This window comes from Streptomyces sp. NPDC056503 (assembly GCF_042794995.1).
Classification (GTDB): Bacteria; Actinomycetota; Actinomycetes; order Streptomycetales; family Streptomycetaceae; genus Streptomyces.
In genome coordinates, this window is record NZ_JBHTST010000029.1 from 12,461 (window position 1) to 25,114 (window position 12,654).

Here is a 12,654-nt window from a genome sequence, read left to right on the forward strand (position 1 = left end):
CCGCGCAGCGCCGCCCGCCGAACGGGTACGGATCGCTCCACTGCCCCCGGCCAGGAGGATGCCCCACCATGCCCGCCTTCGTCCGCAAGGGCGCACCCGCGCTGCTCGGCGCCGGCACCCTGTGCGCGGCCCTGCTGCTCACCGCCTGCGCACACCCCGCACCGACCCCCCGGCCCCCGGCGGCCACCCCCGCGAAGGCCCCCGCGAGCCCCGCGGCCCAGGGCCCTTCGGGCGAGGCCCGGGCCACCGACGCGCGCCCCCGCAGCGTCCCGCACATCCCCGGCCTCGGCCCCCGGACCCAGGCCCGCGTCCCCGACGGCACCACCCAGGTCCTCGTCGTCACCGGCGCCACCGAGAACAGCAACACCGCCACCGCCGTCCTCCACCAGCGCGCCGCCGGCGGACGCTGGTACGAGGCGGGCGGCCCCTGGTCCGCGCACAACGCCCTCAAGGGCTGGACCGCCGACCACTCCGCCGGAGACCTGCGCACCCCCATCGGCGTCTACCGCATCGGCGACGCGGGCGGCCGGCTGCCCGACCCCGGCGCCCGCCTCCCGTACGACGAGGACCCCGAGTTCGCCATCAGCGGCACCGGCTTCCGCGGCGAACCCCTCGAAGGCTCCTTCGACCACGTCATCGCCATCGACTACAACCGCGTCCCCGGCCGCACCCCGCTCGACAAGGAGCGCCCGCTCGGCGCGGACAAGGGCGGCGGCGTCTGGATCCACGTCGACCACGGTGGCCCCACCCAGGCGTGCGTCGCCCTCCACCGCGACGACCTGCGCGCCCTGCTCCTCGCCCTCGACCCCGCCGCCGAACCCGTCGTCGTCATGGGACCGGCCCCCGAACTCGCCCGCTGAGCGGACGGATCCGGGGGCCGGCCGCGGCCCGGGGGAGCGGGATCAGCCGACCGCCCCCCGGAACGCCCCGGTGTGCAGCCGGACCTGGTCGGGCGTCAGATAGGCGTCGGTGTACTCGAAGTCCCGCAGCGTCCCCGCCTTCGAGGCCAGGAACCCGGTCCGTACGTAGTCGTCCCCGGCCACCGCGTTCAGCAGCCAGTTCGTCATCACCCGGGTCTTCGCCACGTTGGTCCGCAGCGCCGCCCAGTGGTAGCCGCGCGCCACCGCCTGCGCCGCCGGCCCGTGCAGCTCCACGCCCAGCGGCTTCGACACCCCGTCCATGCCGCCCAGGTCCACCACCAGGCCCAGGTCCTTGTGCGTGTACGGCCGGAGGGGCTCGCCCCGCAGGGTCGCCACCAGGTTGTCCGCGAGCGCCTTGCCCTGCCGCATCGCGTGCTGCGCCGTCGGCGGGCAGATCGCGCCGCCCTCGCCCTTCGCCAGGTCCGGCACGGCCGCCGCGTCACCGAGCGCCCAGACCCCCTCGACGCCCGGCACCTGCAGCTCGGGCGTCGCCACCAGCCGGCCGCGCACGGTCTCCGAGCCGACCGTCCCGACCAGCGGGCTCGCCGCCACACCGGCCGTCCAGATCAGGGTGCGGCAGGGCAGCACCCGGCCGTCCGTCAGGGTGACGTTGTCGTCGTCCACGGAGGCCACCGAGACCCCCAGCGACACCTGGATGCCCCGTTGGGTCAGGATGTCCATCGCCGCCGCGCCCAGCTTGTCGCCCAGCTCGGGCATCAGCCGGGGCGCGATGTCCACCAGGTGCCACTTGATCAGGGCCGGGTCGAGGCGCGGATACCGCTTGACCGCGTTGTGGGTGAGCAGCTGGAGGCAGGCCGCCGTCTCGGTGCCCGCGTAGCCGCCGCCGACGACGACGAACTGGAGCCGCGCGGCCCGCTCGGCGTCGTCGTCGCTCGCGTCCGCCAGGTCCAGCTGGGCGATCACGTGGTCCCGGACGTAGACCGCCTCCGCCAGGGTCTTCATGCCCCGCGCGTGGTCGGCGAGCCCCGGGATGTCGAAGGTCCGGGTCACGCTGCCGGGCGCGAGCACCAGATGGTCGTACGGCTCCACGTCGTACTCCCCGGTGATCGTCCGGACCACCACGGCCTTGGCCGCCGTGTCCACGCCCACCGCGCCGCCCGGCACGATCCGCGTCCGGTGCTTCCGGCTGCGCCGCAGCGACAGCGCCACCGACTGCGGCGTCAGGACGCCGGCCGCCACCTGGGGGAGCAGCGGCAGGTAGAGCTGGTACGAGAAGGGCGAGAGCAGCGTGATCCGCGCCTCCCGCTCCGTCAGCCGCCGTTCGAGTCGCTTCACACAGCCCACGCCGGCGAAACCGGCGCCCACCACGAGGATCCTCGGTCGCGTCACGCTTGCCGCCTTCCGTATGAGCGTGCAGAGTGCCCGTCCCTATGACTGCATAGGGACATGTGGCAATTTTTCGCTGACTATCCGTGGTTTACCCTTTTTATCGTCATTGCATCAGGATCGCTCTTCGGCATGGTCCGCTTCGGGCCCGTGAAGCTCGGCGCGGCCGGTGTCCTCTTCGTCGGACTGCTCGTGGGGGCGCTCGACCCGGACGTCGGCAAGGCCGTCCCGGCCGGGCTCTCCGTCCTCGGCCTCGCCCTGTACGTCTACACGGTGGGCCTGGAGGCCGGACCGGCCTTCTTCCGCGAGCTGCGGCCCCAACTCGCGGTGATGCTCGGCGCGGTCGTCGCGCTCGTCCTCACCGCCCTCGCCGTCGGCTTCGTCGGCAGCGGACTCCTCGACATCCCCGGCCCCTTCCTCGCCGGCGGATACGCGGGCATCGGCACCACCACCCCGGGCCTCGCCGCCGCGCAGGCCGCCTCCGACGACCCGACCCAGGCCGCCACCGGCTACGCCATCGGCTACCCCCTGGCCGTCGTCCTCACCATCCTCTTCGTCGCGGCCGTCGCCGCCGCACGGAACTGGCCCGGCCGCCGCGACCCCGGAACCGGCCTCCCCGACCGCCTCATCACCCGGACGGTCGATCTCACCCGCCCCGCGCGCTGGGCGGAGGTCCCCGGCGTGGCCTCCGGCGACCTCCTGGCCAGCGCCCACCGCCCGGCGGGCGGGACCATCCACGTCGTCGACGGCGGCGACCCCGGGCCGCTCGCCCCCGGTGACGCGCTCGTCCTCGTCGGCGGCCCCGAGTCGGTCGCCGCCGGCGTCGCCGCCCTCGGCACGGAGGCGCCCGAGCACCTCCTCTACCACCGCGACGTCGTCGACTACCGCCGCGTCCTCCTCACCAACCCCGACCTCGCCGCCCGCACCGTCGCCGAGATCGGCCTCGGCGACCGCTTCGGCGCCCGGGCCACCCGGGTCCGCCGGGGCGACCAGGACCTCCTCGCCCACGACGACCTGCTGCTGCAGCTCGACGACCGGATCCGCGTCGCCATGCCCCGCGAGCGCACCGCCGAGGTCACCGCCTACCTCGGCGACACCGAGGCCCGGGTCAGCGAGGTCAGCGCCGTCAGCATGGGCCTCGGCCTCGCCGCCGGCTTCCTCATCGGCATCCCCGAGGTCACCCTCGGCTCCACGGTGCTCTCCCTCGGCACAGCCGCCGGCCCCCTCGTCATGGCGATGGTCCTCGGCCGGCTCCGTCGCATCGGCCCCCTCGTCTGGGTCCTGCCGACCCGCGCCAACCTGACCCTGCGCCAGATCGGCCTGCTCGTCTTCCTCGCCTGCGTCGGCCTCACCTCCGGCTACGCCTTCCGCCGTGACGCCTTCTCCGTCTTCGGCCTCAAGCTCCTCGCCGTCCTCGCCGTCGGCGCGGTCCTCAGCTACGCCCTGATGGTCCTGGTCTGCCGCCTCCTCGGCCAGAGCCGCCCCCGCACGATGGGCCTCCTCGCCGGATACGTCGGGAACCCGGCCATCACCGCCTACGCCAACAGCCGGGTCTCCGACAGCCGGGTCAACACCGGCTACGCCACCCTCTTCGCCCTCGCCATCCTGGTGAAGATCGTCTGCATCCAGCTCATCGTCGGCCTCTGACCCGGTCCGACCGGCCCGGCCGGTCCACAGTCGCCTGAGACATCGTCAACCTGACGTAGGGAAAGGGGAGTTGATGTGACGCGCGCCATAGTGTGAGCGGGGGGTGGGCGGCGTCGGCCATACTCGCACGCGATGTCTCAACAGGGGAGCGTGCCACACATGGGGCTGGGGTCGGAGGGCCGGGACCTGCCGGGACGGATCGGCGGGTACGTCCTGGAGCGGGAGCTGGGCGCGGGCGGCATGGGGACGGTGTACCTGGCGCGGTCCCGCGGCGGGCGCACCGTCGCCGTCAAGGTGGCCCGGCCCGAGCTGGCCGCCGATCCGCACTTCCGCGCGCGCTTCCGGGCCGAGGTGGAGGCCGCCCGCAAGGTCGGCGGCTTCCACACGGCGCCGGTCGTCGACGCCGACCCGGACGCGGAGACGCCCTGGCTGGCCACCGCCTACATCCCCGGGCCGACGCTGTCGGGCCTGCTCGGCGAGCGGGGGCCGATGGACGAGCGGCGACTGCGCATGCTGGGCGCGGCCCTGGCGGAGGCGCTGCAGGTCATCCACGCCTGCGGGCTGATCCACCGCGACCTCAAGCCGGGCAACATCATCATGGCCGACGACGGACCCCGCGTCCTCGACTTCGGCATCGCCCGCGCCCTGGAGTCGACCCGGCTGACCTCCACCGGCACGGCCTTCGGGACGCCGGGCTTCCTCGCCCCGGAGCAGGCCCGGGGAGGCGAGGTCGGCGCCGCGGCGGACGTGTTCGCGCTGGGCGCCGTGCTGGTCGCGGCGGCCGGAGGCAGTGCCTTCGGCGAGGGCACGCCGATGGCGCTGATGTACCGGTCGGTCCACGAGGAGGCGAACCTCTCCGCCCTGCCCGGGGGCCTGCGCCCGGTGGTCGCCGCCTGCCTCGCCAAGGACCCGGAGCGACGGCCGACGCCGTCGCGCCTGCTCGACCTGTTCGTACCGGAGGCGGCACCGGACCCGGACCCGGCCGCGGACCCGACTCCGGCTTCGCGTCCGGCTCCGGCGCGGGCCCATGAGCCCGCCGCGGCCACGCGTCCACCGTCCCCGGCCACGCACCCCCCGACCTTCGCCGTACCGGCCGACGCGGTCCCACCGGCCGCCCCGGTCTCACCGGCGGAACCGGCCGAAGCGGTCCCGCCAGTCTCGCCGACCGCGCGGACAAGGGCGGGCGACGAGAGCGCCGCGACCCTCACCGCCGCCGTCCCGGTTCCCGGACCCCGGGACCGGGTGCCGACGCCCGCGCCGGGACGGAGGGGGCGCCCCGGGCCGGTCGCCGCCGCCGTGGCCGGCGTCCTGGTCCTGGCCGGCGCGGTGGGTTACGCCCTGTACGAGTCTCCCCCCGAGGGCACGACCCCGTCGTCCCTGCCCAGGGCCACGCACATGCTGATCATGCCGACCTCGATGCTGGGAGGCACGTACAGCCAGACCTCCGAGACCCTGCCGCCGGCCGAGCGGACCGACGACGCGGCCGAGGAGGACACGCGCTACCTCTCCGCCGGCTACTACGGGAGCGAGAAGTCGACGTTCCGGGGCATGGAGGCCTTCGGCGTGTTCGGCCGGCTCAAGGACCCGGAGGGGCGTCGGGAGGCGTACATGAGCGTCGCGACCGGGGACAAGGTCATCGAGCCCCGCAGGGAGTTCCGCTTCCCCGGCTCGGACGTCGAGTTCAGCTGCGACATGGTCACCGTGTCCGGCGCCTACACCACCCGGTGCGCCTGGGCCGACGACAACACCGCGGCCAGTGTCTCGTTCAGTCCGGCCACCGTGAACCTCGACCTGGCGGCGGAGGAGACCCGCAGGATCCGCGAGGCCATGCGCAAGCCGATCATCTGAAGTGGAGCTCGGGGTCGGGCACGGCGCCGTCGCGCAGCAGCCTCACGTCGGTGCGGTAGTGCGCCGAGGTCAGCCACGGCCCGCGGTCGCCCTGGCGCGGCAGCTCGTCGACCGCGCGCCGGACGTATCCCGAGCCGAGGTCGAGGAGCGGCCGGGTCGGCATGGCGGGGTCGGCCACCTCGGGGCGGCAGACGCCCAGGCCGTGGGCGTCCATGTGCCGGAGCAGCCGGCAGAAGTGCGCGCCGATCAGGTCGATCTTCAGCGTCCAGGAGGCGTGGGTGTAGCCGATCGCGAGGGCGAGGTTCGGCACCCCGGACAGCATCAGCCCCTTGAAGACGACCGTGTCGGCGAGGCGCACCGGGGCACCGTCGACGGTGAGCGCGATGCCGCCCAGGACCCGGACGTTCAGACCGGTGGCGGTCACGATGACGTCCGCCTCGACGTGACGCCCGGAGGCCAGCGCCACGCCGGTCTCGGTGAAGGCCGTGATCCGGTCGGTCACCACCGTCGCCCCGCCCTCCCGGATCGCCCGGAACAGGTCCCCGTCGGGCACGGTGCACAGACGCTGGTCCCACGGCTCGTACGGCGGGTTGAAGTGTTCGTCGACCGGATAACCGGGCGGCAGCCGACGGGCGTTGAGCCGGCGGATCAGCCGGCGTGCCGCCTTCGGGTACCGCCGGCAGAAGCGGAAGAACGCGCTCTGCAGGAAGACGTTCTTCCGCCGGATCAGCGCATGGGCGCGTCGTTCGCCGAGCGCGCGGCGGAGGGCGCCGGCGAGCGCGTCGTTCCGGGACACCGGCAGGACGTACGTCGGCGTCCGCTGCACCATCGTCACGTGCGCGGCGGTGCCGGCCATCGCCGGCACCAGCGTGACGGCGGTCGCGCCGCTGCCGATCACCACGACCCGCTTCCCCGCGTGGTCGAGGTCGTCCGGCCAGTGCTGCGGGTGCGCGATCGTGCCGCGGAAGCGCTCCCGGCCCTCGAACTCGGGAGTGTGGCCCTCGTCGTAGCGGTAGTAGCCGCCGGCGGCGAACAGCCAGTCGCAGGTCAGCGTGGACGATTCGCCCGTGTCGGCGTGCTCCACCTCGACGGTCCAGCGCGCCCGCTCGGTCGACCATGACGCGGCGCGCACGCCGTGGTGGTAGCGGATGGCCCCGTCGAGACCGTTCTCGGTCGCCGTCTCGCGCAGGTAGTCCCGGATCCGGGACCCGTCGGCGATGGCCTGTTCGTCCCGCCAGGGCTTGAAGGCGTAGCCGAAGGTGTGCAGATCCGAGTCGGACCGGATCCCGGGGTAGCGGAAGAGGTCCCAGGTGCCCCCGAGCGAGGCGCGGGCCTCCAGCACGGCGAAGCTCTTCCCCGGCAGTTCCCGGCGCAGGTGACAGGCCACGCCGATGCCGGAGATCCCGGCCCCCACGACGAGCACGTCGAGGTGCTCGACACCGGTCCGTCCGGCCGCCCGCGCGGGCGAGGAGCTCATTCCGCGGCTCCGGGCGCGACCAGCGCGGTCACCAGGCGCCGGACCGCCGGGCGGGGATCGGGGGAGCCGGGCCAGGTGGTCATCAGGAGGTGGTGGCTGGTGCCGACCAGGGCGAGGGCCGCGGTGGCGGGGTCCAGGGCGGCCGGGGTGCGGCCGAGGCCGCGTTCGGCCTCCAGGTAGGAGGCGACGGCCTCCTCCACGGCGGCGAAGCCCGCGGCGCCGCCCGCCAGGGCCTCGCGGACGCGGAGCGCGGCGGCGGGCCGGGCCATGGCGAGGCCGGAGACCGCGGGGCCGCCGGAGTCGAAGAGGGCCTGGACGACGGTGTCGAGGTTCCCGGCCACCGTGCCCTGGCCGACGAGCCCGGCCAGGGCCCGCGCCCGCACCGCCGTACGGGCGAAACGGTCGAGGCACAGCTCGGCGACGAACTCGTCGAAGCCCTCGAAGTGCGCGTGCAGCAGCCCCTTGGCGCAGCCCGCCTCGGTGGTCACGGACCGGCTGGTGAGCGCCCCCGGACCGTCCCTCTCCACGACCCGCTCGGCCGCCGCGAACAGCCGTTCGCGCACATCCGGCGTGGCCACTCCACGCGGTGACATGAACCCGTCGTCCTCTCCGTCGCACTTCGCCCGTGCCTCCCCGGCCTCCGGCTGCCGGGATCCCTTGGATCGTAGACGGGATTGCCGGAATGGGCGCGTGCCCATACTGTGGCCGTACGGGAATGGGCGCTCGCCCATTCTCGGGCGTCATCCACGGAGGCAGCAGTGAACGTCATCGCCAACACCGCACAGGACCAGGCCTGGAACGGCCCGGAGGGCGCCCACTGGGCCCGCCACCAGGACCGCTGGAACGCCGTCAACGACGGCTTCAACGAGCCGCTGCTCGACGCCGCCCGCGTCGGAGACCACCACCGCACCCTCGACATCGGCTGCGGCGCCGGCCGGACCACCCGGCTCGCCGCCCTCCGCGCCCCGCACGGACACGCCCTCGGCCTCGACCTCTCCGGTCCCATGCTCGCCGAGGCCCGCGCCAGGGCGGCCGCCGACCGCGTCCGCAACGTCTCCTTCACGCGCGGCGACGCCCAGACCCACCCCCTAGACGAGGGGGCCTTCGACGCGGCGGTCAGCCGCTTCGGCGCCATGTTCTTCGCCGACCCCGAGGCGGCCTTCGGCAACATCGCCCGCGCCCTGCGCCCCGGCGGCCGGCTCGCCCTCGTCTGCCCCTCCGACCCGGAGCTCAACGGCTGGGTGACCGCCCTCACCGCCCTGCGCGGCATCCTGCCCGTCGGCGACTTCGCCCACCCCGGCCGGCCCGGGATGTTCTCCCTCGCCGAGCCGGACCACGTCCGCGCCGTCCTCGCGGCAGCCGGGCTCACGGAGATCAGGCTCGACGAGACGCGGGTGTACGGCACCTGGGGCCGGGACGCCGCGGACGCGGCGGACTTCCTCCTGGCCACCGGCCCCGGCCGGCACCTCATGGAGCGCGCCGACGAGCCCGAGCGGGCCCGTGCCCGCGCCGCCCTCACCGACCACCTGCGCCCGCACGAGCAGCCCGACGGCACCGTCAGGCTGCTCAGCACGGCATGGCTGGTCACGGCGGACAGGACCTAGAAGCGGAAGCGGACGGGCCTTGGAGGACGGGAAGAGCGGACGGGCTCGGGAAGAGCGGACGGGCTCGGGAAGATCGGGAAGAGCGGACGGGCCCTGGAACGGAGGCCGCGCGCTCTAGAAGACGACGACGCCCAGCGGCCGCGCGCCCGCCGCGAGGCGCTGCACCTCGCCCGAGCCGAGGTCGACGACGCTGATCCCGTCCCAGTACCCGTCCCGCGTGAAGCCACCGGTCACATACGCGGTCCGGCCGTCCTCCGAGACGGCCACGTCCTCGTGCGGCCCGTCGAGCGGGTAGACCCGTTCCACGCCCTCGGGCGACCGGACGGTCAGCGACGGCCCCCGGTCCTCGCTCGGGTCGATGGGGCCGGTCCCGACGGCGAAGAGCGTCCCGTCCGCCGTCACGGTCGCCCCGTGCTGGTGGGTGTCGGCGGTCATCTCCTCGATCTCGACCCGCCCGGTCGCCGGGTCCACGACCGCGAGCCGCTCGCCCTCGAAGGGCAGCAGCAGCTTCCCGTCCGAGGGCCGTACGGCGGTGTAGTGCGGCTTCAGCCAGGAGCCGAGCCCGCCCTCGGTGCCGTACGGGGCGACCTCGACGCGCCGGGTGTCGAGGGAGTCCGCGTCGACCACGGTCACGTCGAAGGAGTCGTGGTTCGTCGCGTACACGGCGGACCCGTCCCGGCTCACGTCCACGTCGAAGGGGCGGCGCCCCACGTCGACCACGTCCACGACCTTCACCGCGGCGGTGTCGATCACCTCCAGGGTGCCGTTCCCGCCGGGCACGTTCACGCCCACGTACACCCGCTTCCCGTCGGGCGAGAGCGCGATGCCCATCCCGCCGCCCCGGTACTCGCCGGTGGTCACCGGTCCGGTGTCCGTCCGGTACGGGACGAGGGCCAGCCGCTCCCGGGTGGCGGTGTCGACGACGGCGACGCCCTCGGCCGTGGCGACCCAGGCCCGCCCGTCCTTCCCGAGGGCGAGCCCGTACGGCGCGGTGCCCACCTTCACGGAGCCGGTCGCCCCGCGCGCGGGATCGACGAAGGTCACCGTGTCCGAGCCGAAGTCGCCGACGAGCAGGGTCCCGGCCGCCGGCCGCGCGCCGGGCTTCGCGGCACCGGAGGCGGGCGGGGGAGTGACGGTGACGGCGGGGGCGGGAGCCGAGCTCGCCGACCGGCTCGGAGCGGCGGCGGGAGCCTCGTCGGCCTGCGCGCATCCCGAGAGCAGGACCCCGGCGACGGCCGCGGGCAGCAGGACGCGAGCGGTACGGGACGTGCGGCGGATCTTCGTCATCTCGGACTCCTCGGTACGGGACAGGAGGAGGACACCGCGCGAAACCGGCCCCTCCCGTACCCCGATCCTCCGGCCGCCGGGCCCGCGGCCCCCTCGCCCGCCCGTCCACACCCCCCGACCCCTCCGGTGGACCCGGGGGTCCACCGATCGGATGACCCGGCGTACCGGGGCGGCCGGTCAGGGGCAGCGGGACCTGCCCCCGGCATCGGGCAGTTCGTCCTCGAAGTCGCACGCGGCGACGGCCTTGTACCCCAGGCTCCACAGGGTCCTCAGCAGGGTGGCCACCGCCTCGACCACCTCGGCGGGCGCCGTGCCGGGCGAGACCTCGGCCTCCAGCACGGTCGGCCACCGGAGGGCGTCGTGCGCGTCGGCGCGCGCCCACGTCCGGTAGTCGTTGGGGGTGCCCGTCACCCAGAGCGGACCGAGGACCAGATCGTGCCGGACCGTGACGGGGACCTCGATGCCCAGGACGGTCCGGAGACGGTCGACGGCCGTCTCCGGATCCTCCACGTCGACGTGGACGTCGACGTACGCGTACGGGCCGGAGGTCACGCGCCGTCTCCGGTTCCCGGGCTCCCGGCCGGCCGGCGGCCGTCCCCGGCGAGGCCGCGCTCCCGGAGGCGGGAGCCGATCGCGACGGCCGCGCCCGAGCGGTCGTCGCGGTCGGCGTGTCCGTCACCTCGGTGCCCGACCCGCTCGCGCGCCGCCCCGCGGCAGCGGCTCGTCACGACTCCCCCTCTCCGCGGGAAGCCGGCTCAGCCCTGCGGCAGAGAGCGCATCGCGACGACGCCGGCGTGACCGGCCGGACCGCCCTGGCCGGGGACCGGACCGGGACCCTGGAGGCCCGCCGGGCCGGGCAGAGCCGCGGGGCCCGCCATCCCGGGCTGGCCGGGCATCGGCTGACCGGGAAGCGCGGGAAGACCCGGCACCGGCAGCCCCTGCATGCCCTGCTGACCCTGCATCCCCGGCTGGCCCATCGGCGGCCGGCCCTGCATGCCCGGCTGGCCCATCGGCGGCTGACCCTGCATCCCGGGCCGGCCCATCGGCGGCTGACCGGGCATCCCCTGCTGACCGGGCATGCCCTGCTGACCCTGCATCCCCGGCTGACCCTGCATCCCGGGCCCGCCCATCGGCGGCTGACCCTGCATGCCCGGCTGGCCCTGCATGCCCGGCATCCCCTGGAGGCCCGCCGGCGCTCCGACGCCCATCGGCGGCTGCTGCGGCGTGGGCGCGGGAAGCTTGATGTAACGGCTCAGGTCCCGCAGCACCTCCTCCGCGGTCTGGCGCACGTCACCGGGAACGTCCCCTCGCTCCCGTATGAGCTGGGCGTAGATCGGTGCGGTGCCGTCCGCGTGGTTCATGGAGTCCGTCGCTTCCTGTCGGCTGGGTCGGTGCCGAGCACCGCCGGGCAGACGGCGAGTCTACGGGGAAGCACCGACACCCCGTGGCGCGGGGAGCAAGCCGCCACCCGGCCAGGGGACCCCCCGGGAGACCCGCCGGCGGCCCGGAGCACACACGCTCCCGTGTCAGGATCGAAGGATGCTGGAGAAGATCATCGCCGCGTGTGACGGCGCGTCCAAGGGAAATCCCGGCCCCGCCGCCTGGGCCTGGGTCATCGGCCGGGCGGACGGCACCGTGGAACGCTGGGAGGCGGGGCCGCTCGGCCGCGCCACCAACAACGTGGCCGAACTCACTGCCCTGGAACGGCTTCTGGAGACCCTGGATCCCGTGGCGCCCGCGGAGATCCGGATGGACTCGCAGTACGCCATGAAGGCCGTCACGACCTGGCTGCCCGGCTGGCGCCGCAAGGGCTGGAAGACGGCCGCCGGGACCCCGGTCGCCAACAAGGACCTCGTCGTGCGGATCGACGCCCTGCTCACCGGCCGGGACGTCGACTTCGTCTACACCCCCGCGCACCGGACCGGCGGCGACCCCCTCAACGACGCCGCCGACCGGGCCGCCAGCCACAGCGCCCGGACCCAGGAGCCCCTCGGCTCGGACGCCGGCTCCGCCCTTCCCGATCCCGAGCCCGCGACCGCCCGGGTCGGCGCGCCCCGCACGCCCCGGGCACGCTCCTCCGCGCCGGGCGGATCCACCGGGTCCGGTGCCCGCCGGAGTCGCCCGTCCGGCGGCACCCTGAAGGCCAAGTTTGCGGGCCGCTGCCGCTGTGGGCGTGCCTATGACAAGGGGGAGAGCATCGCCAAGAACACCGAGGGCTGGGGCCATCCCACCTGCGTCTGAGCGCTGAGGCCGTCCGAGGGGCGGGCGTCCATGTCCGCCCCCTGAGACCGACGGATCGGCCTCTCCGGCAGGGTTCACCCCCGTGTGGATCCGGGTTCTCCCGAGGTTCTGTTCTCAGGGCTGTTGTGGCTGCATACTGTTCCTCCTCGCACCTGGTGACGAACCGTTTTGCCTGCTCATCCGACGTCTTTCGACGTAATCGGCACCCGGCGAGATTCCCCCCTTCACTTCCGGCGCACAGCGTCGTGACGGAAGTGACCCCTGCCCGTGAAAGACCCGAGGT

Annotated in this window: 11 protein-coding genes and 1 pseudogene; 5 read left to right on the forward strand and 7 right to left on the reverse strand. The window is 74.7% G+C overall.

The window, feature by feature from the left end; translation table 11 throughout:
* Positions 1-68: 68 nt before the first annotated feature.
* Positions 69-860, forward strand: a complete 792-nt coding sequence (locus tag ACFQ8C_RS11805) for a L,D-transpeptidase family protein (RefSeq protein WP_383455139.1) — start codon at positions 69-71, stop codon at positions 858-860.
* A gap of 42 nt (positions 861-902) precedes the next feature.
* Here the strand turns inward: ACFQ8C_RS11805 and ACFQ8C_RS11810 are convergent, their stop codons facing one another.
* Positions 903-2,270, reverse strand: coding sequence for an NAD(P)/FAD-dependent oxidoreductase (locus ACFQ8C_RS11810; RefSeq protein ID WP_383455142.1), 1,368 nt, complete (start codon positions 2,268-2,270; stop codon positions 903-905).
* Between the two features lie 57 nt (positions 2,271-2,327).
* On the opposite strand from ACFQ8C_RS11810, the gene ACFQ8C_RS11815 reads away from it, so the two are divergent.
* Complete coding sequence (locus ACFQ8C_RS11815) at positions 2,328-3,914, forward strand: aspartate:alanine exchanger family transporter (protein WP_383455145.1); 1,587 nt, start codon at positions 2,328-2,330, stop codon at positions 3,912-3,914.
* A gap of 159 nt (positions 3,915-4,073) precedes the next feature.
* A pseudogene (locus ACFQ8C_RS11820) lies at positions 4,074-5,051 on the forward strand (serine/threonine-protein kinase); the annotation flags it as partial.
* 703 nt (positions 5,052-5,754) lie between these two features.
* Here ACFQ8C_RS11820 and ACFQ8C_RS11825 read toward each other — a convergent pair.
* Both ACFQ8C_RS11825 and ACFQ8C_RS11830 read right to left on the reverse strand, forming a co-directional pair.
* On the reverse strand, positions 5,755-7,239 hold the full coding sequence (locus tag ACFQ8C_RS11825) for a flavin-containing monooxygenase (RefSeq protein WP_383455147.1): 1,485 nt from the start codon (positions 7,237-7,239) through the stop codon (positions 5,755-5,757).
* A complete protein-coding gene (locus ACFQ8C_RS11830) occupies positions 7,236-7,832 on the reverse strand; it encodes a TetR/AcrR family transcriptional regulator (protein WP_383455148.1) in 597 nt (198 codons plus the stop codon). The genes ACFQ8C_RS11825 and ACFQ8C_RS11830 overlap by 4 nt, the downstream gene beginning before the upstream one ends.
* 165 nt (positions 7,833-7,997) lie before the next feature.
* Between ACFQ8C_RS11830 and ACFQ8C_RS11835 the strand changes: the two genes are divergently transcribed.
* Entirely contained in the window at positions 7,998-8,843 is an 846-nt protein-coding gene (locus ACFQ8C_RS11835) for a class I SAM-dependent methyltransferase (protein ID WP_383455151.1), read from the forward strand.
* A 114-nt stretch (positions 8,844-8,957) separates the two neighbouring features.
* Here the strand turns inward: ACFQ8C_RS11835 and ACFQ8C_RS11840 are convergent, their stop codons facing one another.
* The 4 genes from ACFQ8C_RS11840 to ACFQ8C_RS11855 all read right to left on the reverse strand — a co-directional run bounded on the left by ACFQ8C_RS11840 (position 8,958) and on the right by ACFQ8C_RS11855 (position 11,491).
* Entirely contained in the window at positions 8,958-10,130 is a 1,173-nt protein-coding gene (locus tag ACFQ8C_RS11840; protein ID WP_383455154.1) for a hypothetical protein, read from the reverse strand.
* Between the two features lie 177 nt (positions 10,131-10,307).
* On the reverse strand, positions 10,308-10,682 hold the full coding sequence (locus tag ACFQ8C_RS11845; protein WP_383455157.1) for a hypothetical protein: 375 nt from the start codon (positions 10,680-10,682) through the stop codon (positions 10,308-10,310).
* Complete coding sequence (locus ACFQ8C_RS11850; protein WP_383455159.1) at positions 10,679-10,858, reverse strand: hypothetical protein; 180 nt, start codon at positions 10,856-10,858, stop codon at positions 10,679-10,681. Before ACFQ8C_RS11850 ends, ACFQ8C_RS11845 begins: the two co-directional genes overlap by 4 nt.
* A gap of 27 nt (positions 10,859-10,885) precedes the next feature.
* The gene (locus tag ACFQ8C_RS11855; RefSeq protein ID WP_383455162.1) at positions 10,886-11,491 is read right to left on the reverse strand and encodes a hypothetical protein; all 606 of its coding nucleotides are present in this window, start codon (positions 11,489-11,491) and stop codon (positions 10,886-10,888) included.
* A 178-nt stretch (positions 11,492-11,669) separates the two neighbouring features.
* On the opposite strand from ACFQ8C_RS11855, the gene ACFQ8C_RS11860 reads away from it, so the two are divergent.
* Entirely contained in the window at positions 11,670-12,371 is a 702-nt protein-coding gene (locus tag ACFQ8C_RS11860; protein WP_383455165.1) for a ribonuclease H, read from the forward strand.
* Positions 12,372-12,654 lie beyond the last annotated feature (283 nt).